Source organism: Cupriavidus sp. H39, assembly GCF_050271075.1.
Classification (GTDB): domain Bacteria; phylum Pseudomonadota; class Gammaproteobacteria; order Burkholderiales; family Burkholderiaceae; genus Cupriavidus; species Cupriavidus necator_B.
Map to the genome: position 1 here is coordinate 1,855,197 of NZ_CP189846.1, position 23,675 is coordinate 1,878,871.

Here is a 23,675-nt window from a genome sequence, read left to right on the forward strand (position 1 = left end):
CCGGTTCAGTCGACGTGGGCGCCCGAGAGCTTCACGATCTGCGACCACCGCGCGATGTCATCCTTCAATTGCGCGGCGAACGCATCCGGGCTGTTGGCGACCACGGCGCTGCCTCCATCGTTGATGGTCTTCACCACGTCAGGCATCTGCAGCACCTGGACGATGGCGCGGTTCAGCAGCGCGACGCGTTCCGGCGAGGTGCCGGCCGGCACGAAGAAGCCATACCAGTCCTCGAAGCGTGCGTTGCGATAGCCCAGTTCCTCCAGCGTGGGCACGTTGGCGAAAATCCCGAGCCGGCGCGGGCTGGTCACGGCCAGCGCCCGCATGCGACCGGCCTGGATGAAACCGGCCACCGACGATGTCGAGGTGATCAGCACATCGACCTGCCCGCCCAGCAGATCGTTGATAGCCGGCCCGGCGCCCTTATAGGGCACGTGCTGCAGCCCGACGCTGCTGTTCTTGTCGAGGACCACACCCACCAGGTGCGACAGCGTGCCGTTGCCGGGTGTGGCATAGGTGATTTTCTGCGGCTGCGCCCTGGCCTGCGTGGCCAGTTCCTCGAACGTCCGCCATGGCGCATTCGTTGCGACCACGATGGCCAGCGGCGCGGCGTTGATCTGCGTGACCGGGACGAAGTGCTTGACCGGGTCGAATCCGGGCGTGCGATACAGCGTCGGATTGACCGCCATGATCGACACCTGCGAGGTCAGCACCGTATAGCCATCTGCCTTCGATTCGGCCACATAGCGCGCGCCGATATTGCCGCCCGCGCCACCACGGTTGTCGGTGACCGCGCTCTGGCCCAAGACCTGCGACAGGCGCGTGCCCACGATGCGTGAGACGGCATCATTGCCGCCGCCGGCGGGGAACGGCGACACGATCCGCAGCGGCTGCGACGGAAAGCCGTTGACAGGCGCCAGCGGCTGCTGCGCCAGGGCGGCGGCGGAAAGTGCGAGCGTGCATGCGGCGACCACTTGCCGCGACAGGCGGGATGACATCGGACGGAACATGGGGCGACCTCGGATTTTCTATGGCGGGTTGTGGGGCCTGGCTCGGGGACTTCAGGGGCTGCGGATTCAGCCCAGGGACGGGAAACGGAATGTGGCCAGCTCCTGGGAATCGAGTTGCGCAATCAGGCCCGTTTCCCAGGCCAGGTATTGCCGCGCGGCGGCCTTGTTGCCGTCGTGGCGGTCATGCACGAAAAAGAGGTAATCGATACACCGTGCATCGGGCAGCGTGTCGGCGCCTTCGCGCACGGCATGGCCGGCATCGCGCCACGCCGCAAATCCGCCCCGCAGCCTGCGCAGATCGCGATAGCCAAGCGCGTTGAGGTCGGCCGCGGCCAGCTCGGCGGGATCGGCGGCATCCGCGTCGCCGACCAGCACCAGCGTGGTGTCTTGCTGCACGCCGCTCAGGTCTTGCGCCAGCCGCGCGCGAGTAGACCAGCGGGAGCCGGCAATGTGGCCGGCGCGATAGGCCATGCTGCCGCGCAGGTCGAGCGCGAGCATCGACTGGTTCGCGATGCCAGCTGCCACTTGCGCGGCGTTGACGGTGGGCAGCGCGGTGATGTCTTGCCCTGGGCCATGCGCGGCGCGCAGGCCAGTGGCCAGCCCCGCTTCGAGGCCGCCCGCGAGCACTACGGCGTCGTGCCCCATCTGACGCAGCCAGCTGGCTACCACCGGCGCTCGCACGCCCTCGGCGTCGAACAGCACGAGCCTGGCGCGGCGTACGCCGACAAACTGGTCCGTGGCCTGGATCAGCTGGCCCCCGGGCGCGTGCTGCGCGCCCGGCAGGGTCTGCGCGGCGAACTCTTCGGCGGTACGCACATCGCACAGGAACGTCGAACGGTGGGCTTCGGCCAACCAGGCGCCCGCCTGCGCCGCCTCGATGTGCGGCACGCCGAAACGCCGTGCCAGCGTCCTGGCCGCATCTCTAGCGGTATCGAGGCCCAGGGGGTTGCCGTTGTCCGGATAGCGCGCCGTGCTGCCGTGTTCGAGCGCGAAATCGTTCAGGTACCAGCCCTGGGTACCGTTCTCCAGCGCATAAACCGGATTGGCGATGCCGAAATTGATCAGCGTCTGCGCACCGATGATGCTGCGCGTGCGGCCAGCGCAGTTGATCACGATGGGCGTGGTGGCATCGGGCACGAGGTCGCGCAGGCGATAGGCAAGCTCACCGTTAGGGCAGCAGATCGCGCCCGGAATGTTCATCTTGCGGAATTCGCTGGCCGGACGCCCGTCGAGCACCACCGGCGCCCTGGGGCCCGCTTGCATGGCCGCCAGTTCCCGGGCGCTGACGCGCGGCGTGTGGTAGTGATGCTCGGCCAGTTCCCCGAAGGTCTTGGACGGCACGTTGACGCCGGCGAACAGCGTGTAGCCGGCTGCCACCCATGCCGCCATGCCCCCGTCCAGCACAAAGACATTGGTGTAGCCAAGGCGCGCCAGGGCCCTGGCGGCGGCCTGCGCCACGCCGTCGCCATCGTCGGCCACCACGATGCGCGTGCCGGGGCGTGGTGCCAGGCGTCCCACATCGAGTTCGAGCCGGCTGTAGGGCAGGGGAACGGCATAGAAGGGATGGCCCTCGCCATACTGGCCATGCTCACGCACGTCGAACAGCGCGATTTCGTCCGCATCGTGCAGCCAGCCCTTGAGGGTGGTGGCATCCACGGCGGAACAGGCGGCTTGGGAAGCTTGCGTCATGAAATTTGGGCGAAAAGGGGGGTGTGTCCTCGCGCCACGCGGAGGATCCGGAGGGGTTCTCGGAAAAGGGGGCGGGGACGCCGCCCCGTCAGGCAGCGGTCTAGCGGCGGGTCTGTACGCCCACGTTCATGACCTGGCAGCGCCCCGTTTCCAGGTCGAACGTCAGCCGCTCGGTCAGCGTTTCCAGCGAGCGGCCGTACATGTGCAGATGGCGGATGACCGCGTCGCCGCGGATTTCCACCGAATGAATGTCGTCGGGCAGCAGCGCGATGCCGTGGCGCGGGCCAACTTCCACGGTACGGTCGTGCTCGAGCGTGCCGAAACCGGGCTGGCTGCCGTCATCCGTACGGATATAGACATCATTGAACTCAACGCCGCTCACGCCAGCCACGCAGGCCCACGTGGTGTGGTTATGCGGCGGAACGCGTTTGCCGGGCCGCATCACGTTCAGGTACAGCGCGTAGGTCTGGTCCGGATCCTCGGCGATCAGGTAACGCGCCTGGCGTTCTTCAGCTTCGGGCGGCGGGTAGTCGGCTTCGCCCCAGAACTCGGTGCGGGCGGCCAGCTCCTCCACCAGCGGCAACACCTTGGCGAGGCTCTCACGGGTGACACCGCCTTTGGCTACGATATTTCTAATGGATGCGATGGTTTCGCCAACGGCTGACTGGCGCTGTGCTGCGACGGACATGGTGCGATCAATCCTTGCAATCTCGGTTTTTCGGGGATACAACGATGCTTCGTGTTTCACTGTAATGAACCCCTGCTAAGAAAACCACTTAATGCGCGACAAAAACCCATCAGCGGATCTAATGAATGCGTAATCTGGATCTCGACCTGCTCCGCACCCTGGTAGCCATTGCCGACCACGAGACGTTTGGCGCAGCTGCCGGGGCAGTGCAGCGCACCCAATCGGCGGTCACCCAGCAAATGCAACGGCTCGAAGAGCAACTCGGGCTGGCCCTGTTCGAGCGGCACGGCCGCGGCAAGCGACTCACACGGCATGGCAAGAAACTGCTCGAATACGCGCGCCAGATGCTCAGCACCAACGACGAGGCGCTGCGCATGCTGCGCGAAGGTGACCTGACCGGATCGCTGCGGATCGGCGCGCCGCATGACGTCGCCGATACCATCCTGCCGGCACTGCTGTCGCATATCGCGCGGTCGTCGCCGGCATTGCGGCTGGAAATCCATGTTGGCAGAAGCCCCTTCCTGATGGAGTCGCTGCGGCGCGGCGAGATCGACCTGACGGTGTCCACGCGCGAGGACAGTACGCTCGACGGGATTGCGCTGCGCACCACGCCGACGATCTGGGTCTGCGCCGCCGACTTCGCCTACGAGCGCGGAACAGCGGTGCCGCTGATCCTGGCCGACGAACCCAGCCTGTTCCGCAAACTCTCGCTCGAGGCGCTGACGCAGGCAGGCGTGCCCTGGCGCATCGCCTACCTGGCCCCGAGCCTGATCGGCATCAAGGCGGCGCTGCGCGGCGGGCTGGGCATCACGGCGCGCAGCATCGACCTGCTGCAGGCGGACATGCGCATCCTTGGCGAAAGCGACGGCCTGCCGCGGCTGCCCGATGTCACGTACTACCTTTGGGCGCGTCCCAACGCGGTCAATCCTGTCGCGCGACATGTCTTCTCGATGCTCAAGACGGCCTTGCAGCGCGGACTGGCCGGCGCCTGACGGCATGCGAGCGTTTCCCGGGCGGTTGCAGAGACGTGATCGTAGGGCGGGTCACGCATGCCGCAAAGGAACAAGTTCGCGTATCGATATGCGACGGGGTGCTTCATTGGCTGGCGGGGACAAGCGGGCGCTGGCGGAAACCCCCCGGGCGAACAGGGATGACCTGCTCGCTCTGCCGTGGCAGCCGGTCAAGGGGCCGCCAGCCAACCTGCAAACCATTCACGCGAAGGGCGGCTCGAATGCCCGCACGGGCGGCGCCACTTCGTCGAAACGTTCGACCTGCACCGCGGTGAGCTGACCGCTGCAGCCCTGCGCCAGGGACGACGTGCCTTGGTCCCGCGTGAGCACGTTCGGATTGCCGTGGGCGCACAGCGGCTGGCCTTTCGCGTCGGTGGCGGGGTCGAACCACGCGCCGGTGGCCAACTGCACCACGCCCGGCATCACATCGTTCGACAAGGCGGCACTTGCAAGGCATGCGCCCCGTTCGTTGAACAGCCGCACCAGATCCCCCTCGGCGATGCCACGCACCGCCGCGTCCGCCGCGTTCAGCGTGCACACTTCACGCCCGTCGCGCTTGTTGCCGACACTGTGCGCGCCGAAATCGAACTGGCTGTGCAACCGGGTGGCTGGCTGGTTGGAAATCAGCGTGAGCGGATGCGCTGCCGTGAGCCCGTCGGTGGGCGGAAGCCATGCCGGATGGCCGGGACAATCGGCATAGCCGAAGCCCGCGATCACGGTGGAGTGGATCTGCACCTTGCCGCTCGGCGTGGGTAGAGGATGCGCGTCCGGGTCGTCGCGGAACGCGCGTAGAATGCCGCCGTCGTCCGCCTGCTGGGGCAGCATCAGTTCGCCTCGCTCCCAGAACGTGTCGAAGTCCGGCGCGTCCAGGCCCATCTCCGCGAGGCCGGCACGCGTGCGCTCATACAGGTGGCGAAGCCATTGGCCGCTGGTCCGTCCTTCCGTGAAGGCGTCGCGCCGGCCGAGTCGTTCGGCCAGATCCGCGAAGATGTCGTAGTCGTCCCGTGCCAGCCCGCGCGGTGCGGCGATCCGGTGCATGGCCACCATCAGCGGGTCGGTCGGCGTGGCGCCGATGTCCTCGCGCTCCAGCGTCATCGTGCACGGCAGCACGATATCGGCGTGCCGGGCGGTGGCGGTCCAACCGATCTCGTGCACGATGAAGGTGTCCAGCGTGCGGAACGCGCGGCGCAGCCGGTTCAAGTCCTGATGGTGGTGGAAGGGATTGCCACCGGCCCAGTACGCCAGCCGAATGTGCGGATACGCGAGGCGCTGGCCGTTGTAGTCGAAGGGCTCGCCCGGATGCAGCAGCATGTCGGCGATGCGCGCCACGGGAATGAACGCCTTGATGCCGTTCGTGCCCTGCGGCAGCGCTGCGACCGGCACCGCGTTCATGCGCTTGCCGTAGTGCGCCAGCGTGCCCAGCGCATAGTTGTAACCCCCGCCCGGCAGACCGATCTGGCCGAGCACCGCGGCCAGCACGGCGCCCATCCACACCGGCTGTTCGCCATGCTGGGCGCGCTGGAGCGAATGCGCGACAACAACCAGTACGCGCCGGCCTGGCAGCGAAAGGGCGAGGTCGACAATGGACTGCGCCGGCAGCCCACATATCGGCGCCGCCCACGCGGCTGTCTTTGGCACGCCATCGGCGCGCCCCGTCACATAGCCTTCGAACTCGGCCCACCCTTCGCAGTATCGGGCGAGGAAGGCCTGGTCGTGCAGGTCGCGGGACACCAGTTCGTAAATCAGCGCGAGCATCATGGCGGTGTCCGTGCCGGGCCGCGCAGCGAGCCACTGCGCCTGCGCCTCGTCCGGCATGTCGGTGCGCAGCGGGCTGACCGAGACGAAGCGACAGCCGCGCGCCGCGGCCCTGCGCATCGATTCCCGCTCGATGTGCCGGCTGATTCCGCCGCTAGCGACGCGCGAGTTCTTCAGGGCCATGCCGCCGAAGGCGAGCACCACGTCGCTGTGCGCGACGATCTGTTCCCACGTGACGTTGCGGCGGGCGACGTCGTCCATGCTGCCCAGGATGTGGGGCAGGATGACGGCCGACGCGCCGGCGCTATAGCTGTTGACCGAGCGCACATAGCCGCCTAGCACCGTATTGAGAAAGCGATGCACCTGGCTCTGCGCATGATGGAAGCGTCCGGCGCTGGACCAGCCGTACGAGCCGCCGAAGACCGCTTCCAGGCCGTGCTCCGTCGCCACGCGCCGCAGCTCCCGCGCGATGCGGTCGAGCACCTCTTCCCAGGACATCGGCACGAACGTGTCTGCGCCGCGCCGGTCGTCCGGCCCCGGACCATCATCCAGCCAGCCCCTGCGCACCATTGGCGTGGTGACACGCACGCGGTGATCTAGCGCGTTGGTGAAGTTTTCGATCAGCGGATTGGGGTCGGGATCGCCAGGATGGGGCCGCACTGTCAGCGTACCGTCCGCCCACCGCGCCGAGAAAACGCCCCAATGGGCGCTGTGCGGTTTGAAGTCGGGGTCGCGTCGGGCAGGATCGCGGGATACGGGGTCGGGTGGGGAGGGGAGCATTGGCAATTCGGTTCGGTGAAGGGGCGGCGGCGACGGGTTAGTCGGCGCCAAGGCCGCCGCGCTGGACGGCCCGTCGATACCTCGCGATATCGTCCTGCACAAACTTGCGGAAGGCGTCGCCGTTCAAATGCGCCTCGTGCGCGCCATCGGCCCGGAATACGCGCAGCAGGTTGGGCTGCCGCAGTGCGGCCTCGACATGCCGCGCGATGGTGTCCGTCACGGCCTTCGGCGTGCCGGCGGGCGCCGCGAGGCCATACCACTGCGTCATGGTGACGTCGATGCCGGACTCCTTCAGCGTCGGCACGTCCGGCATGGCGGGCTCGCGCCGGGTTGAGGTGGTCGCGAGCACGCGCAACGCGCCCGACCGGATCTGGCCCATCAGCGGCGTGAAGGGCGCGAAAAGGCTATCGACCTGCCCACCGATAAGATCGGTCACCGCCGGTCCCGATCCCTTGTAGGGCACGTGGAGGATATCGAGCGCGGCCTGCTGCTTGACCATCTCCATCGTGATCTGCGCCGCGCCGCCGGCGCCCGTGGACGCATAGCTGACACCACCTTTGCGCGCCTGTGCAACGTATTCCTGGAGCGTCCTGAATTTGGACGTGCCGCTGACGATGAGCGCATAGGGTGTTTCCACCAGCTCGCTGATCAGCACGAAGTCGTCCGGGACGCGATAGGAAAGGTCCTTGCGGATGGCCGGCGCGCTGGCAAGGTTGCCGCTCATTGCCAACAACAGCGTATAGCCATCCGGCTTGGCACGCGCAACCACCTCGGCGGCGATATTGCCGCCGGCGCCGGGCTTGTTCTCCACCACGATGGTCTGGCCCATTTCGCGGGACAGCGCATTGGCAATGGCACGGCCATACAGATCGCCACCACCGCCTGGCGGAAAGCCAACCAGCAGACGCACGGGCCGGCTGGGATACGCCTCGGCGGCGCTCGCGACGCTTGCGGTAAGCATCGGCGCCAGCGTGCCCAGGGACAGCAGGCCGGCGAGCATGGCACGACGCGCGGCGAGCCGCCGCGTGGGTACGATCCGGATATCGCGGGCAGGCATGGCAGAACGGTCTCCTTGGTATCGTTGTTGTCCCGGCCTGGGTGGCGGGGCAGGGCCCCGGATGGCGTTACGGTGCAGCGCCTGTGGCGATGGGGGCGTCGGGCTGTGCGCACCACTCGCTCCACGATCCGGGATACAGTGCGGCCCCGGGCAGGCCGGCGATCTCCAATGCCAGCAGGTTGTGGCAGGCGGTCACGCCGGAGCCGCACTGGCTGACCAGTTCGGTGGGCTGCCGGCCGTCCAGCACGCCCCGGAATTCCTCCCGCAGCGTTGCCGCGGGCTTGAAGGCGCCCGTCGCATCGAGATTGTCGCGAAACAGCCGGTGTCGGGCTCCGGGAATATGGCCGCCTACCGGGTCGATGGTCTCGTTCTCGCCGCGGTAACGATCCGGCGCCCGCGCGTCGACCACCAGCCGCGCCGACGTGCCGATGTTGGCCCGCACCGTGGCGTAGTCCACGGTGCGGGTTAGCGACGGCAGCATGGACAAGTCTCCCGCCACAGGCGTTGACGGCACTTCGCGCGTCACCCGCAGGCCAGCTTCCTTCCATGCGCCGAGCCCCCCGTCAAGGACGGCCACGGCCTCGTGACCGAGCCAGCGCATCAGCCACCACAGGCGGGAAGCATACATGCCGCCGGCATTGTCGTAGGCCACCACCTGAGTGTGGCGCGATGCGCCCAGCGCCGCCATTGCCAACACGAAATCCTTGGCGGCCGGCAGCGGATGACGGCCATTGCATCCGGTCTTCGGCCCGCTCAGCGTGTCTTCCAGATGGACGTAGTGCGCACCCGGGATATGGCCTTCGTCGTAGGCGCGGCGCCCTGCGCCGGTATCGCCGAGCTCGAAACTGCAGTCGAGGACGAGCAGGGAGCCGGCCGTGGCGTCGGCCTCCAGCTGCGCCAGTTCGGCGGGAGAAATCAGGGTCCGGAAGATCGTCGACATATCAGCCCTGTTCCTTGAAGGCGGCGTGCGCGTCCATGGCGCGGAGCGAGTAGACATAGGCCGCGCCGGCATTGAGATTGTTAGCGAGGGTTTCGGTCCAGTTTTGCAGCATGGTGTGTCGGTATCCTTCGGTTTGGTCAGGGAGCGATCTGGGCCAGCAACTCGGGGGACGCGGCCTTCTTGTAGCGCGCGATGTCGTCCATGATGTAGCGCCGGAAGGCGTCCAGCGGCACATCGCGCTCCATCGCGGCGTCCTTGCGAATGGCTTGTTTCACGTCGGGCTGCGCCAGCGCGCGCGACAAGTGCGTGGATAGCGTCTTGAGCACCGGTGCCGGCGTGCCGGCCGGGGCCACCAGGCCGTACCACTGCGTCACCACGACGTCGACACCCAGCTCCCTGAACGTCGGTACGTCTGGCAGCGCCGGACTGCGCTCGGAGCCGGTCAGCGCCAACAGGCGCAGCTGACCCTGCCGCACCTGGCCCACCAGCGGCGATGCGGTGGCGAAGAAGCTGTCCACTTGCCCGCCCATCAGGTCGGTAATGGCCGGACCCGAGCCCTTGTACGGCACGTGCAGCATGTCGATGTTCGCTTGCTGCTTGATCATCTCCATGCCGATATGCGCGGCACCGCCGGTACCCGTGGAGGCAAACGACAGCTTCTGGCTACGGGACTTGGCCAGCAACGATTTCGCGTCGCTGAACCTGGAATTGGCGGACACGAACATGCCATGGGGCGCCTCAAGGATCAGCCCGATGGGCGCAAAATCCTCGACCTTGTAAGGCAGCGTGGCGGGCTTGAGGGCCGGCGAAACCGCCAGGTTTCCGCTCATCGCGAGGAGGATCGTGTAGCCGTCGGGCTTCGCCTTGGCGACGAGGTCCGCGGCGATGTTGCCGCCCGCGCCGGCGCGGTTTTCCACCACCACCTGCTGGCCCAGCGTCTTGCTCATCACCGCGGCGAGCAGGCGGCCATACAGGTCGCCGCCACCACCGGGCGGGAACCCCACGACGAGCTTGATCGGCTGCTCGGGGTAGGCCGCGCGTGCGCCTTGCGCCATGGGCGCCATGGCGACGACGCCAAACAGCGCGGCCGCCACGCCGCGCAGCCATCGGCCGTTGAAGGGTTGCCACCGCCGTGCGGCAGCATGCGCAGTCGGGATTGCCATGATGTTGTCACCTCCAATATCGTTATGTCGTCTTGTCGTGGTGTCCGGCTGCCGTCATGTCGGCATGTTGACGTCGCACGCGGCCCCACTATCGCCCAAGCCAGGCTTCGTTTTGCTGGTCCACCACGCGGTCCACCGACGCGGCGCACTGGCCCAGGTAGCCGGCCGGGTCGGTCAACCGCACGATCTCTGCTTCTCCCAGCACGTCGGCAAGATGCTTGTGACCCCGCATGGCCTCGGCGAAGTCGAGCTTGTTGGTGATGCCCGCCATCGATGCCTCGTAGATCCACTCGTGCGCGGTCTGCTTGCCGACGCGCCGGCCCAGTTCCAGCATCACGTGCTCGGACAGCAGGTAGCCGCGCATGCGGTCCAGGTTGGTGGCCATCGCGGCGTCGTCCACGCGCAGGCCGGCAAGCAGGTTCTTCGCCTGGAACAGCATGGCGCCGGCGATGAGGCAGCATTCGGGCAGCGCTTTCCATTCCATCTTCCACGCGATGCCATCGCGTTCGCCCTCCTGCACCATGCCCTCCAGCATCATGGTGGCGTTGTAGCGCAGCGGCCTGGACAGCCCGGCAAGGTTTTCGGCCGAGGTGGGGTTACGCTTGTGCGGCATGGTGGAGGATCCCAGCTTGCCTTCGGAGAACGCTTCCTCGACTTCGGCGAATTCATTGCGTTGCATGTTGAACAGCTCGTTGCCGATCTTCGACAACGTGGCGCCGATCATCGCGAGCAGCAACGCGTATTCGGTGAAGCGGTCGCGCGCTGGCGCCCAACTGATGGCCGGCGTGGCCAGACCGAGCTTCTCCAGTGTGCGGCGCTCCACTTCCTGCGCCTGCTCGCCGAGTGATGCCTGGCTGCCGACGGCGCCCGCCACCATGCCGACCAGCACGCGCGGCTCGCATTCTTTCAGGCGTGCGTGGTGCCTGCCGAGTTCGTCCAGCCAGATCGCGCACTTGTGGCCGAAGGTAATCGGCAGCGCCTGCACGCCGTGCGTACGGCCCGCCATCGGCGTGTCGCGATAGGCGCCGGCCAATCGGGCCAGCTCCGTCCCTACCGTCTTCATGTCGCGCATGGCGACTGCATGGAATTCCTTGAGCTGCAGCGCCACGCCGGTGTCCACCACATCCTGCGTGGTTGCCCCGTAATGGACCCACTCACCATGTTCGCGCGCGCAACGCGACTGCAACTGCTTGAGCGCGGGCACCAGCGAATGCTTGATGCGGCGGATCTCGGCGGACATCTGCGCTAGGTCGATGTTCTGGATCTTCGCCTTGTCGGCAATGTCCTTTGCGGCGGCTTCAGGAATGATGCCGAGCTCGGCCTGCGCCGTTGCCAGCGCTGCCTCGAAATCCAGCCACTTCTGCACGCGGTTTTCCTCGGAGAAGATCGCGCGCAGTTCGTCGGTGCCCCACAGGTGCTGGAGCGATTGCATGTCGAATACGGATACGGGCATGGAGATCCTGGAGAGGAAGAGTAGGGGGAAGGAGCGATAGCGGCCGACTTCAGCGCAACGCGACCAGCCGCTCGCGCGGCAGCACGCGGCCGGGGTTGAAAATGTTGCCGGGGTCCAGCGCAAGCTTGACGCGCGCCATCACGTCGATGGCCACCGGCGACTTATGCTCCAGCAACGCGGACTGCTTGAGCCGGCCGATGCCGTGCTCGGCCGAGATGGAGCCGTGCAGCCGCGCCGTGACCGCATGGACGATGTCATGTACCTCGTCCTCGCGGGCGCGGAATTCGGCATCCGCCATGCCGGTGGGCTTGCTCTGGTTGTAATGCAGGTTGCCGTCGCCCACATGGCCGAAGCACACCAGCCGGATGCCAGGAACGGCTTGTTCGAGCGCGGTACTGGCTTGCGCAATGAAGTCTGGGATCTGCGAGGTGGGAACGGAGATGTCGTGCTTGATCGACGGGCCATCCAGCCGCTGTGCTTCGGGCACGTGGTCGCGCAGCGCCCACAGTTCGTGGGCCTGGCGTTCGGATGATGCGATCACCGCATTCAGCACCAGGCCGTCTTCCATGGCGGCACCAAGCACTTCCTCCACGGCGGGTGACAGATCGATCAGCGCCGAGGTTTCGGAAACGTCGAACAGCACTGCCCACTCGTAGTCGCCCTGCAGCGGATCCCGCATGCCGCCCACCGGATTCGCCAGCACCTGCGACAGCGCCTGCCGGCTGATCAGCTCGAACGCCGTCACGCGCTCCCCCACAGCGTCGGTCAGGCGCGCAAGCATCTGCACCGCGGCGCTCGGATCGTTGACGGCGATCCAGGCTGTCAGTACGTTGCGGGGCCGCGCGTAAAGCCGCAGGGTCGCGGCCGTTACCACGCCCAGCGTGCCCTCGCTGCCGATGAAGAGTTGCTTCAGGTCGTACCCCGTGTTGTCCTTGCGCAGCCCGGCAAGGTTCTCCAGCACGCGGCCATCGGCCAGCACGACTTCAACGCCCAGGGTCAGTTCGCGGGCATTGCCGTAGCGCAGCACCTGCTCGCCGCCGGCATTGGTGGACAGCACGCCGCCCACGGTAGCGCTCCCTTCGGAGGCCAGCGACAGCGGGAACAGCCGGCTTGCGGCGCTCGCCGCCTGCTGCGCGGCCAGCACGGTACAGCCGGCCTCCAGTGTCAGCGTATTGTTCAGGCAGTCGACGCGGCGCACCGCCGTCATCCGGTCCAGACTGAGGACGATCTCGGCGCCCGATGCGTCGGGCGTGGAGCCGCCCACGAGGCCCGTATTGCCGCCTTGCGGTACCACGGGCACGCCGTGCGCGCTGCAGGCCGCCACTACCGCGGATACTTCCCCCGTGCTGGCCGGCCGGACCACGGCGCGCGCTACGCCAGGATAGGTTCGCCGCCAGTCAGCGACATAGCGGGCAACATCTTCGCCAGCGGTCAGGACGTTGGCATGGCCAACGATTTCCGCCAGTCTCTGGAGAAAAGAATCTCGCGATTCACTGCGCTGCATCTCAAACCCGCCTGATATGGCGCGCGGCATGGCTCGGTGGCCAGGCCATCGGCGACAATAGTGATTCGGCAAAGGCAGGGCCACGTCCTCCCAAGCCCGACCAGCCTGTACCGGCCGGGCCCTGCCTCCTCGTTTTACGCTCCATTCGTTAGTTCATTGAATGAAATGTGTTTTAATGAATGAAACTATAGGGAGCGCCCGTATCCCTGTCAAGGGCGGATTACGAGAACACAGACCAACGACATGAACACTTCACGTACCAAGCGCACGACCCGCACGACAACGCGCACCACAACGCGCACCTCGACCGGCACGCCGCCGGATGGCGACGATGCCGGCCTTGAGGCGACGGACGACACACAGGCGAACGGCGACGATGCCCGCAGGCCGCCCGCCGGCGTGCTCGAGCGAGGCATCGCGATCCTCGAGTGCTTCAGCGAGGATCGCCTGCGCCTGTCGCTGCGGGACTTTGCCGAATGCACCGGCCTGGACAAGGCCACGCTGCTGCGGCTGCTCGGCGTGCTCACGCGTGCCCGCATGGTTCACCGCTTCGAAAGCGGGGTCTATGCGCCTGGGCCCGCACTGCTGCACATGGGCATGCTCTATCGCAGTACATTCGATCTCGGCACCCGGCTGCAGCCCGTGCTGCACAACACGATGCGCGAGACCGGAGAGACGGTCGCGTTCTATGTGCGTAGCGGCGACGAGCGGGTGTGCCTGTTCCGGGAGAACACATTGAAAGAAGTGCGGCACCACGTCGAGGTCGGGACCAGGCTGAAACTGGCCGACGGCGGCTCGTCGGCCCATGTGCTGAAGGTCTTCACCGGCGGCAATACGCCGCTGGCGCACGACATCCGCGACAAGGGCTACGCCATGACGCGGGCCGAGCGGATTGCCGAGATGGCATCGGTTGCGTTGCCCGTGTTCGAGAGCGACGGCACGTTCCTCGGCTCACTGGTCGTGATCGGCCTCGCTTCGCGCTTCAGCGAGGAGGCCCAGCTGCACGCCGTCGAGGTGGTACGGCGCGAGCTGGCGTTGCAGGGCTTCGGTACTAGGCCATCCGTTACACGTTAAACAGATCCAGCGCGACCTCGCAGCGCTCAGCGTCCTTGTCCGCATCGGCAAAGCCGGCGCACCAGGCGGACAGGCGCGTAGCAATGGCGTCGTCCATTGCCGGTACGAAGGCGCGCATCCGGGCCTGCAGCGCCGTCCAGTCGTAGGGGTATTCGGGGTCGCCGCGCCGCAGCTCGCGCAGCGCGGCAAGGCGCTGGCCGTCGCGCAGCACAATGGTGACTTGCGCTGGCCGCTTCTGCGGAAACGCGGCCTGGTACTCGTCGCGCGGGAACACCGCAATCTTCCTGGCTAGCGCGCGCAGCGCCGGCGTTTCGAGCTCGGGCCTTTCCATGTCCTCGATGCCAAGCGAGCCTTTGTGCAGCAGTGTCGCGACAACGTAGCGCAGGCTGAAACAGGTCTCGGCAGGCTTGGATGGCCAATGAACCCCGGCAATCTTCAGCGCATGGGGAAAGATCTCCACGTCGATCGACTCGATCTCGTCTACCGTAAAAGCATGCTCGTCCATCAGCGCACGCGTGGCATCCAGCGGCGTGAACAGTTGCGCGCAGCAGGGCCACGCCTTGATGGTGGCAGTATTGAGGCGCTCCGGCTCGTCCGTGTCCGGTTCCAGCACCTGCAGCGGGCCGTCGCCGGCCAACAGCGCATACATGCCGCGCTTGCCCGTCATGAAGCCGCGCGCGCCCGGAAATCCGGCGCGTGCGGCGAACGCTGCGTAGAGGCCATTGCGCACGGCAAAGGCCGGATGCAGCGCTTTCGACTCGTGCGCGTCGTCGTCCACCAATTGCCACAATCCCGCCGCCTGCGTGGCGCCGATGCCCATCGCATGATGCAGTCCGGTGGCGCTCAGCCCAAGTGCCACGCCCGCCGCCGCGGCCGCGCCGACCGTTCCGGCGGTAGCCGTGGCATGAAAGCCGGCCGCATGGCGCGTGCCGAGCGCCTCTCCCACGCGTAGCGACACTTCGTAGCCCGCAGTGATGGCGTCCGCTACGCGGCGCTGCGTCAGGTTTCCCTCCGCCGCCAGCGCCAGCACCGGCGAAATGGCAATGACGCCAGGATGCAGCATCGCGGCCCGATGCGCATCGTCGATCTCGCGCAGATGCGCGATGCCTGCGTTCGCGAATGCCGCGGCCAGCGGCGTCATGGTGGCGCCGCCGAACACCGGCGCGGCACCCTCGGCGGGCGACAGATCCCGGGAAAGCGACCGCAGGGTAGCCGCTTGCGGCATCGGCAGCGCGGACCAGCCGGCGGTAAACCAATCCAGCAACGCCTGCGCGAGCCGTTCCCGCGTGGCCTGCGACCGAGGCCGGCTCTGCAGCGCGGTGAGATAAAGGGCCAGTTTCGCTTCGGGAAGGTTTGCCATATACTGGTTTCAATGAATGAAAGACATTTCATTGTATAAAACTTTAGGCGTTCGCCAATGACGATCTGCATCCAGCCCTTTTTCGATCGCGCGACTTTCACCTTCAGCTATGTTGTGGACGACGGCGCGGGGGAGTGCGCCGTCATCGATCCCGTACTTGGCTTCGAGATGGCAACGGGTCGCACCGATGCCGCGCCGGCCGACGCCATCGCGGCGTTTGTCGCCGCGCGGAGCCTGTGTGTGCGGTGGCTGCTGGAAACCCATGCCCATGCCGACCACCTGTCGGCAGGTCCATACCTGCGGCAACGCTTCGGAGGCAGGCTTGCCATCGGCGCGGGCATTGCCGACGTGCAGCGGGTGTTTGGCAACATCTTCCACCTGGATGACGTGAGCCAGGACGGCTCCGATTTCGACCAGCTGTTTGCCAACGGCGATACGTTCTCCATCGGGCGGCTGAAGGCCACTGCGATGGCGGTGCCAGGCCATACGCCGGCGGATATGGCCTATCGCATCGACGATCCAGACGGCGGACCACCGGCCGTGTTCGTCGGCGATACGCTATTCATGCCCGATGTCGGCACCGCGCGCTGCGACTTCCCCGGCGGCGACCCCCGGCTGCTGTACCGCTCTATCCGAACGCTGCTGGGCCTGCCCGGCGACACCATGCTGTACGTGTGCCACGACTACCCGCCCAATGGCCGGGAACCGGCCTGCCGGACCTCGGTGGCCAAGCAGCGTTCCGGCAACATTCATGTGCGGGACGGGGTCGAAGAGGGCGCTTTTGTGGCAATGCGGCGGGCGCGCGACCAAACCCTCGCGATACCGGCGCTGATGCTGCCGTCCGTTCAGGTCAATATCCGCGCCGGCCGTTTGCCGCCGCCCGACGCGAACGGCACGGCCTACCTGCGTATTCCGCTGAATCGCTTTTGACGCCCAGCATCGACTGCTGTTTGCTGGCGTGCTGCAGCTCAACCCGGAGTGGCTTCCGAGCGTGTCTGGACTGCAAGTGCTGTGTGGGGAGTCTCCTTCTGTCGAAAATTATTATCACGACGGAACTTCGAGGGCGACCAGCCGCCTGCACTAGTTGATATATCGGGAGTGCTTCGCCGATAAGGGCCGCTGCTCAGTCAAATAGCACCGCTGGCTAGCGCTGAAACGTGATGTGGATAGTCCCGCTCTCGGCCGCTTCCGACGTCACCTTGTATCCGGCTTCCAGGCCGCGCAGATCGTCCCAAAGGCGTACGCCCCGCCCCAGAAGAATGGGAGTGATGGCCACGTGGAGGCGATCGATGAGTCCGGCTTTGAGGTAATCGCGAAGCATGGTTGGCCCGCCACCTATCCGAACATCCTTGCCGTGGGCGGCTCCCAGGGCCCGATGCAGTGCATCAACCGGATCTGCCGCGAGGAAGTGGAACGTGGTGCCACCTACCATTTCGATGGAAGGCCGTGGCTTGTGCGTCAAAACGAAGACCGGGCAGCGGAATGGCGGCTCGTCGCCCCACCACCCCTTCCAGTTCGGATCATCGCGATGGTCGTGCAGTCCGAACTTGCCAGCCCCCATGATCTCCGCGCCAATGTTCTCGAAGTAGTCTTTCGCATAAGCGTCGTCCAAGCCAGTGGTGCCTTGGCCGGTGGTGTCATGGAGCACGCGCTCCCGGAACGTCCTTGTGGCGACATAGGGCCCCACCAGGCGCGCCCAGTCCGCGCCGAAGGGGTTTTCAGGCGTTTTGTCTGTCGTGGTTGCGAAACCATCGAGCGAGATCATAAGGTCGGCACGAACTACCATCGGACCACTCCAAATCACTAAGGTATGTGCCATAGTATCGCATCCAAACGATTAGGCAAGTGCCTTTATGTTATTGACCCCCTGCGCTTGCTCGCTCTACGATGCTGTATGCCTTTCCACACGACGCCACTCGACCTTGCCTTCCATGCTCTGAGCGATCCGACGCGTCGGGCTGTGCTGTCGCGCCTTGTCGAGGGAGAGATGCCGGTCAGCGTGCTGGCAGAGCCTTTTGACATGGCGCTGCCGTCCTTCGCCCAACATCTCAAGGTGCTGGAAGATTGCGGGTTGATCGCCAGCGAGAAGCGTGGGCGCAGCCGTTGGTGCCGGCTGGTGCCGGAGCGCTTCGAGGAGGCGGCCAACTGGATGGAAGCGGAGCGCCGCCGCTGGACCGAGCGGCTCGACCGGCTCGAAACATTTTTGGACAAGACGGGAGCGAGCGACGATGGAAAAGCTGTTTGACACCTGGTCGCTCGACCGGGAGATCGTGGTAGTCAAGGTACTGAAACACCCGCGCCATAAGGTCTTCGCTGCTTGGATGGACCCCGAAGCGCTGGCGCAATGGTATGGCCCGGTTGGCCTAAGCATAGAGAACCACACGACCGACATTCGGGAGGGCGGGGAATGGCGATTCGATATGGTGGGCATTTTCGAAGGCCGTGAGCAGCGCTTTCCCAGCCTCATGCGCTTCTTGAAAATCGTGCCAAACGAACTGATCGTGGTGGATTATGGCACCCCGGAACCCGGCGACCCGGAACGCTTCTACATGACGATCACCTTCGATGAACAGACAGACGGCAAGACCGTGCTGACCATGCGCCAGCTTCACCCCAGCCGCGAGCGCCGGCAGGTGGTCGTCGGGTTCGGTGCAGTGGAGTACGGGTTGCAGACATTGGATGGGCTGGCGGCCTGGCTGGAGAATCGATAGCCGCTCATCTGGAAGTATGGGCGGCGCGCTGAGAGGCTTCACAAGCAGCGCCGGGATGGACGCCTCAAGCCGGTTTTGCTGCCGCTCTTGACGCGATTTTACGTTGGAGCACTTGCAGGTCAACCCGGAGCGGCTTCCGAGCGTGTCTGGACTGCACCAATCGTCTGCTGTCGCCACAACCAGCTTCGGCGACGCGATTTAACATAAGCTTTATCGTCGCTGCGGGACTACCTGCTGAACTACGCCAGAGCGGGGCTCCGGCGCTGTCCCATGCTGTTCAGCAGGGCTTCAAAATTTACGGCAAAGCGGTCGGCCAGCGATGCCCAAATCCGGCGTAGCTCCGGATTCTTCGTGCGCTCTGCATGCGCTGCCGTGACCACGGCGGCGGGATCAATATCCAGCACGCGCGCCACCTTCACGGCAGTTTCATCATCGAAGCCACCAAGGCCGTTGCGGTACTTGCTGACCGCCGAACGCGAAATGTCCAGTTCCTTGGCAATCGCGTAGTCAGAGGCGCCGCCAAGCTTGGCGCGCACCGCCTCAAGAAATTCAAGAGTCGTTTTCATCACTACCCCTAGTTGATCTACCCAGACCGAAGGATAGTCAACTGTCCCTTAACGAGCAACGTCATCTGTGTGCGGACGTTCTCATATGGTTGACTGTTCTCGGACGGTTGACTATATTCCGATCCAGACGCGCGGTGCCGCCTGGAACCCTACCCGCCAGGGCTGGCCCGTACAGCCAGCAGGCGCCGCGCTCTCCCGTTAGGGAGCTTCCGCAACAGGGTAGGGGTTAGAGGGGTGGTCACATGTCGTTACAAATTTCATACCGGCAGTTCGACGCGTTCATCTCCCGCAAGGTAGATGACCAACGGGCATGGGCCTTGGAAAGCGGTAAGCCAGTTCACCCGAGAAATCTTGTTCGGGGCGTTATCGTGGAAATGATGCTGCGTGACCTGCTGGACGGTTTCAACACCGTGGAAGCGCTGCGCCAGCGCATCAGCGAAGTGGAGGGCGCACTGTGAAGCCCTCCCGCATCCATCGCACCGCCTTGGGCGGTTTCACCATCGACGGCCCGTTCTACCGCCGTCCGTCCCGCGCCGCCATTCTGGCCGATCGATTCTTCCACTGGCTGGGAGCCTGACATGTGCATGCCGCTGATGTGCTTCTTCGCGTGGTACGTCGCCTATGCCGCCTTCATGGAGGCCAACGGGCTATGAGCAAATCGACCGCCGCCGCCGAGGCGCTGGCCGCGTGCCGCGCCGCACTGGCCCAGCCGAACCGAAACAGCCAGGTGCAAGACTGGCAACTGTGCGGCAAGCGCGTGGTGCTGGTGCCGTGGATTAACGGCACCTTCCGCGCCGTCACAATGCGCGTCTGGTAAGCGCATGTCTTGGATATACACCCGCGACCGTGGCAGCAGCTTGCCCGCGCTTCCGGAACTGCAGGAAGCGCGGGCTCGCGTGCCGGTGCGGTGGTATAACCGCGCGCTCAAGGCCGCCGACAAGGCCGGGCGCGATAGCGCGGCCCGCCTGGACCGCCCCGATATGTTCGACTTGGGCGCCGCCGCTGGCGCCGTCGCCGCGTTCCTCGCGGACCATGCACCGCAGGGCCTGCCGGTGCGGCCAGACGCCACCGATTACGAAATCTGCATGAAGGCGCGCAAGATCGCCGCTGACGTGCTGTTGCGCACCACCGGCCTGGACACCGGAGACGCGCTGGTGGTGTGCCTCGCGGAGTGCGAGCGCCAGGGCACCGCGCCGCCCAAGGTGACGGCGCCCGAGGAAAGCCCCGACCCGGAAGCGCACAAGGCAGCCGGCATCGTCGCGCGCGTGCGCTGCGAGCTTTGGTGGCGGCGCCGGCTGCGCGCGGCCCATATCCGCCAGCTGGAACATTCGAACATCCGGCTGCACTACGTGCATTACCGCAGCGACCCGTACGCCAGCAATGACGCGGTGCGCCGTCGGCAGGCGCAGAACCGCCGCAACGCCGCCACCCTGGCCGCCACCACGCTGGAAAACGAGCTGGGGCACCGCTTCACGCTGGCCGAGCTGGCGGAAAAGTCCGTCGCCAACAGGGCGCTGCGCCGCGGCGAACTGATGACCCGGCTCAAGGGCGCCGAGGAACTGGCCGATGCCGCGGCCTTTGCCGGCGTGATGTTCACGCTGACGTGCCCAAGCCGGTTCCACGCGGTGAAGCAGCTGGGCCACAAGTGGAAGCCGAACCCGAACTATGACGACACCCTGGACCCGCGCGCCGCGCAGCTGTACCTGCGCGGCGTGTGGGCCCGCATCCGGGCCGAGTTGGCTCGCCTGGGCGTCGTCTACTTCGGCGTGCGCGTGGCCGAGCCGCACCACGATGGCTGTCCGCACTGGCATGGCCTGCTGTTCTCCGATGATCTGGACACCGTTTGCCGCGTCATCCGCGCGCACGGCCTTAAGGACACGCCGGAAGAGAAGGGCGCCGACGAGCGCCGCGTGCGCTTTGAGCGCATCGACCGCGCCAAGGGCAGCGCCGTGGGCTACATCGCCAAGTACATCGCTAAGAACATCGACGGCCACGCGGTGGGGGACCACAAGACGAAAGAGGGCTACGTGGTGCAGGCCGACATGCTGGGCGATGACGTGATTACGCCGAGCCAGCGCGTGGAAGCATGGGCGGCCTGCTGGGGCATCCGGCAATTCCAGTTCGTAGGCGGGGCACCGGTGGGCGTCTGGCGCGAGCTGCGCCGCGTGAAGGCAGAGGACGTGCCAGACGAAGCCGAGAGCGCGGAAATCCGCGCTGCCTGGTCGGCAGCGCAGCGCACCGAGGACAAGCCAGCCAGCTGGGCCGAGTACGCGCGCGCCATGGGCGGCGTGGCCGGCGAGGGCAAGCGCATCGCGATCCGATACACCGAACGTATGGAGCCGGGCCGTTACGGGCTGACGCTGCGCAAGGTGCCGCACGGCGTGCAGGCCATGGGCCGCGCGCACATCGTGGACGGCATTTGCGACTACTGGCGCGCCGCGCCGATCTTCGTTCCGGCGACGCGCTACACCTGGACGAAGGTTGAGCGCAGCGGCGAAGCCGCGAGCACTCGGACTCGTGTCAATAACTGTACGCGCCCGGCGGAAAGCCCGATCGCGAAGCGTTACGAAACCCGGCCGGTGTGGCTGGTACAGCTGGAGAAATCCGACCATGAGGCCTCGGAAATACCACAGCAATGCAGAAAGACAGCGGGCATACCGGGCCAGGATGAAGCGGACACGGCTAATCGAGAGGCAATTCATGCGTGAGCAGATGCGATCGCGAGTACTGGGCGTTACGAAACCCAAAGGGGAACAAAGATGACTTTTCTGGAACGCGCCAACAAGGCGCTGTTTGTGTATGGGGCAATCCTGCCCGCCGATATCCGCCAACTGCTGAAAGACATGGCTGCGGCTATCGATCAACTCAGGGAGAACAAGCAATGACCATCAAAACCGAACTGCAAGCGCTGCTGAGCGCCGTGGAAAGCCTCAAGCCCCATGTGCGCGACACCGGTGATACCGCCTACGGCGCCGCGCACCACCAAGCAGAAATGGTGCTGGGCATGGCCGATGCCCAGCTGTCGCCGCCGACCGAACCGACCGAAGCCATGAAAACGGCCGGCATCAACGCGCTGGCGAACCTGCCGGCCGACACGACTGCGGCCGGCGTGGTCGATGCCGTGCTGAGCGCCGCGCTGCTGGCCGGGCAGGGGGCCTGACACCATGAGCAAATGCACCTGCCCGGTTTGCCATCAGGGCGCGCGCTGGTCCGTCATGAAGGGCAAGGGGCGGGTGTGCATCGTCTGCACCGCGCCCGGCTGCGGCATCCAGCTTTTTGCCCGGTCGGACGATGCCGACGAGAAAATCCGCGAGCGCTTCATTCTGGGCGAGCCCGAACGTAACGAACGTAACGTAACGGACGCCGCGCCAGAACGTACGGAGCTGCCGCAGGGAGGGCTGATGGCATGGGAGGCCTGATCGAACTGGGCGCGCTGGACACGCTCAAGCGCAAGGCACACGCATTCGAGAGCCAGGCGGGGGCAGACCTGCCGCCGCTGCCGGGAGAGCCGGAGCCGGTTGACCCGGCTGTCGAATGGGAAATGTCCATCACGCTGCTGGTGACGGTGCTGTCGCCAGCGTTGCCATACCTGCCGACCGTCTACACCCCGGACACCATCAAGGCGCTGGCCGGCGCCATCGTGCCGGTGGCCGACAAGTACGGCCTGAGCGTGGGCGGGATCATGTCCGGGCCGGAAATCGGCCTGCTGCTGGTGGCCGGGCCGCTGGCGCTGTCCACGTATGTGGCGCACCGGGCGTGGCGAGAACAGCAGGACGCCGAACGTACGTTGGACGCCGCGCCGCCGCCCGAAGTGGTGGCGCCGCAGCCGCGCTCGCACCTGGGCGAGAACATGCAAGACACTGGCGGGCGCCTGCCTGCCATCCGGGGGTGATATGGAAGGAACGGAAATCGCCAACGCCGCCGCGGCGGCGGCTGGCAGCGCGAACATCGCGCGCATCATCGGTGTGATTGGGGCATCGGGCAGCGGCAAATCGCGCTGGCTCAAGGATGGGTTGCGCCGCATGCGGCCGCCGCGCCTGCTGATCTGGGATCCGCGGGACGAATACAGCGAGTTTGGCCAGGTCGTGACGGACATGCGCGAACTGGTGGAGATTCTGGCCGCGCTGGGGCCGCAGGACGGCTTCCGCATCGTCTACCAGCCCGGCGACGACATGAGCACGTACCGGTGGAAATTCGACCTGCTGTGCGAAATCGCCTACCAGATCGAGCGCCTTGTGTTCGTGGTGGAGGAGGTCGCGGACGTGACCAGCGCCAGCTACGCGCCGCCGTTCTGGTCGCGCCTGTCGCGCAAGGGCCGGCACCGCGCCATGACGCTGTTTGCCGTCACACAGCGCCCCGCCGTGGTCGACAAGACGTTCTTGGGCAACTGCACGCTGATCCACTGCTGCCGGCTGAACGACAAGAACGACATTTCGGTGATGGCGGCCATTCTCGGCGTGCCGGTCGATGACGTGCGCAACCTGCGCGCCGACCCGGACACCGGCGTGTTTGAGTTCATAGAGCGCCAGATGCAGACCGGCCGCACCGGCATCGGACGACTCGATTCGCGCGGAAGCCACACCGCAAAGCCCGTACGTAACGTACGTACGTTGCCGGAGCCGGAGGCGGCTACGTAACGTAACGGCGCGGCCTTGCCGGTGGCCGGTGGCCTTGCCCATAGTTGGAACCAAGCGGGGTCGATCCCCGATTTTGCACACGCATCTTTCGGGGAGAAAACCATGGGCGTGAAGGAAATTGGCAAGGCAGTGGCGATGACCGCCATTGCGCTGGTCATCATCAACCAGGGCAAGAAGTTCCTGCCCGATTCGGTCGCCAAGCTGCTGGGCTGAGCCATGAGCGATATCAAGAACGCAATCAAGACCACGGCGCTGGTGCTGGCCGTGATCTACGTAGC

26 protein-coding genes are annotated in these 23,675 nt (G+C 66.0%); 14 read left to right on the top strand and 12 right to left on the bottom strand.

The features are described 5' to 3' along the window. Window positions 1-5: 5 nt before the first annotated feature. The 3 genes from ACOCMH_RS08745 to ACOCMH_RS08755 all read right to left on the bottom strand — a co-directional run bounded on the left by ACOCMH_RS08745 (window position 6) and on the right by ACOCMH_RS08755 (window position 3,387). Window positions 6-1,010 (bottom strand): Bug family tripartite tricarboxylate transporter substrate binding protein, encoded by a 1,005-nt coding sequence (locus ACOCMH_RS08745; RefSeq protein WP_427306560.1) that lies wholly within the window; start codon window positions 1,008-1,010, stop codon window positions 6-8. A 66-nt stretch (window positions 1,011-1,076) separates the two neighbouring features. Beyond that, on the bottom strand, window positions 1,077-2,699 hold the full coding sequence (locus ACOCMH_RS08750; RefSeq protein ID WP_427306562.1) for a rhodanese-like domain-containing protein: 1,623 nt from the start codon (window positions 2,697-2,699) through the stop codon (window positions 1,077-1,079). Between the two features lie 100 nt (window positions 2,700-2,799). Next, entirely contained in the window at window positions 2,800-3,387 is a 588-nt protein-coding gene (locus tag ACOCMH_RS08755) for a hypothetical protein (protein ID WP_427308410.1), read from the bottom strand. Between the two features lie 125 nt (window positions 3,388-3,512). Here ACOCMH_RS08755 and ACOCMH_RS08760 point away from each other — a divergent pair, with 125 nt between their 5' ends. Further along, window positions 3,513-4,379: a LysR substrate-binding domain-containing protein gene (locus ACOCMH_RS08760; protein ID WP_427306564.1), complete on the top strand. Its 867-nt coding sequence runs from the start codon at window positions 3,513-3,515 to the stop codon at window positions 4,377-4,379. Window positions 4,380-4,598: 219 nt separating this feature from the next. On the opposite strand, the gene ACOCMH_RS08765 is transcribed toward ACOCMH_RS08760, so the two are convergent. The 6 genes from ACOCMH_RS08765 to ACOCMH_RS08790 all read right to left on the bottom strand — a co-directional run bounded on the left by ACOCMH_RS08765 (window position 4,599) and on the right by ACOCMH_RS08790 (window position 13,049). After that, window positions 4,599-6,932: a molybdopterin guanine dinucleotide-containing S/N-oxide reductase gene (locus ACOCMH_RS08765; RefSeq protein WP_427306566.1), complete on the bottom strand. Its 2,334-nt coding sequence runs from the start codon at window positions 6,930-6,932 to the stop codon at window positions 4,599-4,601. Between the two features lie 37 nt (window positions 6,933-6,969). Next, the gene (locus ACOCMH_RS08770; RefSeq protein WP_427306567.1) at window positions 6,970-7,989 is read right to left on the bottom strand and encodes a Bug family tripartite tricarboxylate transporter substrate binding protein; all 1,020 of its coding nucleotides are present in this window, start codon (window positions 7,987-7,989) and stop codon (window positions 6,970-6,972) included. A 67-nt stretch (window positions 7,990-8,056) separates the two neighbouring features. Then, entirely contained in the window at window positions 8,057-8,920 is an 864-nt protein-coding gene (locus ACOCMH_RS08775; RefSeq protein ID WP_427308411.1) for a sulfurtransferase, read from the bottom strand. 146 nt (window positions 8,921-9,066) lie between these two features. Further along, window positions 9,067-10,092: a Bug family tripartite tricarboxylate transporter substrate binding protein gene (locus ACOCMH_RS08780; RefSeq protein WP_427306568.1), complete on the bottom strand. Its 1,026-nt coding sequence runs from the start codon at window positions 10,090-10,092 to the stop codon at window positions 9,067-9,069. An 88-nt stretch (window positions 10,093-10,180) separates the two neighbouring features. Next, the gene (purB, locus tag ACOCMH_RS08785; protein WP_427306569.1) at window positions 10,181-11,545 is read right to left on the bottom strand and encodes an adenylosuccinate lyase; all 1,365 of its coding nucleotides are present in this window, start codon (window positions 11,543-11,545) and stop codon (window positions 10,181-10,183) included. Window positions 11,546-11,594: 49 nt separating this feature from the next. After that, on the bottom strand, window positions 11,595-13,049 hold the full coding sequence (locus ACOCMH_RS08790) for an FAD-binding oxidoreductase (protein ID WP_427306571.1): 1,455 nt from the start codon (window positions 13,047-13,049) through the stop codon (window positions 11,595-11,597). A gap of 243 nt (window positions 13,050-13,292) precedes the next feature. Here ACOCMH_RS08790 and ACOCMH_RS08795 point away from each other — a divergent pair, with 243 nt between their 5' ends. Next, window positions 13,293-14,123 carry an IclR family transcriptional regulator gene (locus ACOCMH_RS08795; protein WP_427306573.1) on the top strand — a complete coding sequence of 277 codons (831 nt, stop codon included), beginning with the start codon at window positions 13,293-13,295 and terminating at the stop codon, window positions 14,121-14,123. Here the strand turns inward: ACOCMH_RS08795 and ACOCMH_RS08800 are convergent. Continuing rightward, window positions 14,113-15,483 (bottom strand): MmgE/PrpD family protein, encoded by a 1,371-nt coding sequence (locus ACOCMH_RS08800; protein ID WP_427306574.1) that lies wholly within the window; start codon window positions 15,481-15,483, stop codon window positions 14,113-14,115. The two genes, ACOCMH_RS08795 and ACOCMH_RS08800, sit on opposite strands and share 11 nt — an antisense overlap. A 57-nt stretch (window positions 15,484-15,540) precedes the next feature. Between ACOCMH_RS08800 and ACOCMH_RS08805 the strand changes: the two genes are divergently transcribed. Further along, window positions 15,541-16,413: an MBL fold metallo-hydrolase gene (locus ACOCMH_RS08805; protein ID WP_427306575.1), complete on the top strand. Its 873-nt coding sequence runs from the start codon at window positions 15,541-15,543 to the stop codon at window positions 16,411-16,413. A 214-nt stretch (window positions 16,414-16,627) separates the two neighbouring features. Here ACOCMH_RS08805 and ACOCMH_RS08810 read toward each other — a convergent pair whose 3' ends face one another. Continuing rightward, window positions 16,628-17,302 carry a dihydrofolate reductase family protein gene (locus tag ACOCMH_RS08810; protein ID WP_427306577.1) on the bottom strand — a complete coding sequence of 225 codons (675 nt, stop codon included), beginning with the start codon at window positions 17,300-17,302 and terminating at the stop codon, window positions 16,628-16,630. Window positions 17,303-17,377: 75 nt separating this feature from the next. Between ACOCMH_RS08810 and ACOCMH_RS08815 the strand changes: the two genes are divergently transcribed. After that, window positions 17,378-17,728: an ArsR/SmtB family transcription factor gene (locus ACOCMH_RS08815; RefSeq protein WP_427306579.1), complete on the top strand. Its 351-nt coding sequence runs from the start codon at window positions 17,378-17,380 to the stop codon at window positions 17,726-17,728. Beyond that, complete coding sequence (locus ACOCMH_RS08820) at window positions 17,712-18,194, top strand: SRPBCC domain-containing protein (protein ID WP_427306581.1); 483 nt, start codon at window positions 17,712-17,714, stop codon at window positions 18,192-18,194. The genes ACOCMH_RS08815 and ACOCMH_RS08820 overlap by 17 nt, the downstream gene beginning before the upstream one ends. 239 nt (window positions 18,195-18,433) lie before the next feature. Here the strand turns inward: ACOCMH_RS08820 and ACOCMH_RS08825 are convergent, their stop codons facing one another. Further along, window positions 18,434-18,760 carry a DUF3693 domain-containing protein gene (locus ACOCMH_RS08825; RefSeq protein WP_427306582.1) on the bottom strand — a complete coding sequence of 109 codons (327 nt, stop codon included), beginning with the start codon at window positions 18,758-18,760 and terminating at the stop codon, window positions 18,434-18,436. Window positions 18,761-19,002: 242 nt separating this feature from the next. Here ACOCMH_RS08825 and ACOCMH_RS08830 point away from each other — a divergent pair, with 242 nt between their 5' ends. From ACOCMH_RS08830 to ACOCMH_RS08870, 9 genes are all read left to right on the top strand, one after another. Beyond that, entirely contained in the window at window positions 19,003-19,218 is a 216-nt protein-coding gene (locus ACOCMH_RS08830; RefSeq protein ID WP_427306584.1) for a hypothetical protein, read from the top strand. After that, window positions 19,215-19,337: a hypothetical protein gene (locus ACOCMH_RS08835; protein WP_427306586.1), complete on the top strand. Its 123-nt coding sequence runs from the start codon at window positions 19,215-19,217 to the stop codon at window positions 19,335-19,337. Before ACOCMH_RS08830 ends, ACOCMH_RS08835 begins: the two co-directional genes overlap by 4 nt. A gap of 72 nt (window positions 19,338-19,409) precedes the next feature. Next, the gene (locus tag ACOCMH_RS08840; RefSeq protein WP_427306587.1) at window positions 19,410-19,577 is read left to right on the top strand and encodes a hypothetical protein; all 168 of its coding nucleotides are present in this window, start codon (window positions 19,410-19,412) and stop codon (window positions 19,575-19,577) included. 4 nt (window positions 19,578-19,581) lie between these two features. Beyond that, complete coding sequence (locus ACOCMH_RS08845; RefSeq protein ID WP_427306589.1) at window positions 19,582-21,468, top strand: replication endonuclease; 1,887 nt, start codon at window positions 19,582-19,584, stop codon at window positions 21,466-21,468. A 51-nt stretch (window positions 21,469-21,519) separates the two neighbouring features. After that, window positions 21,520-21,645 carry a hypothetical protein gene (locus ACOCMH_RS08850; protein ID WP_427306590.1) on the top strand — a complete coding sequence of 42 codons (126 nt, stop codon included), beginning with the start codon at window positions 21,520-21,522 and terminating at the stop codon, window positions 21,643-21,645. Then, window positions 21,642-21,920 (top strand): hypothetical protein, encoded by a 279-nt coding sequence (locus tag ACOCMH_RS08855; RefSeq protein ID WP_427306592.1) that lies wholly within the window; start codon window positions 21,642-21,644, stop codon window positions 21,918-21,920. Before ACOCMH_RS08850 ends, ACOCMH_RS08855 begins: the two co-directional genes overlap by 4 nt. 4 nt (window positions 21,921-21,924) lie before the next feature. Continuing rightward, window positions 21,925-22,179 (top strand): hypothetical protein, encoded by a 255-nt coding sequence (locus tag ACOCMH_RS08860; protein WP_427306594.1) that lies wholly within the window; start codon window positions 21,925-21,927, stop codon window positions 22,177-22,179. Then, complete coding sequence (locus ACOCMH_RS08865; RefSeq protein ID WP_427306595.1) at window positions 22,167-22,652, top strand: hypothetical protein; 486 nt, start codon at window positions 22,167-22,169, stop codon at window positions 22,650-22,652. The genes ACOCMH_RS08860 and ACOCMH_RS08865 overlap by 13 nt, the downstream gene beginning before the upstream one ends. 1 nt (window position 22,653) lies before the next feature. Further along, complete coding sequence (locus tag ACOCMH_RS08870; protein WP_427306597.1) at window positions 22,654-23,397, top strand: hypothetical protein; 744 nt, start codon at window positions 22,654-22,656, stop codon at window positions 23,395-23,397. Window positions 23,398-23,675 lie beyond the last annotated feature (278 nt).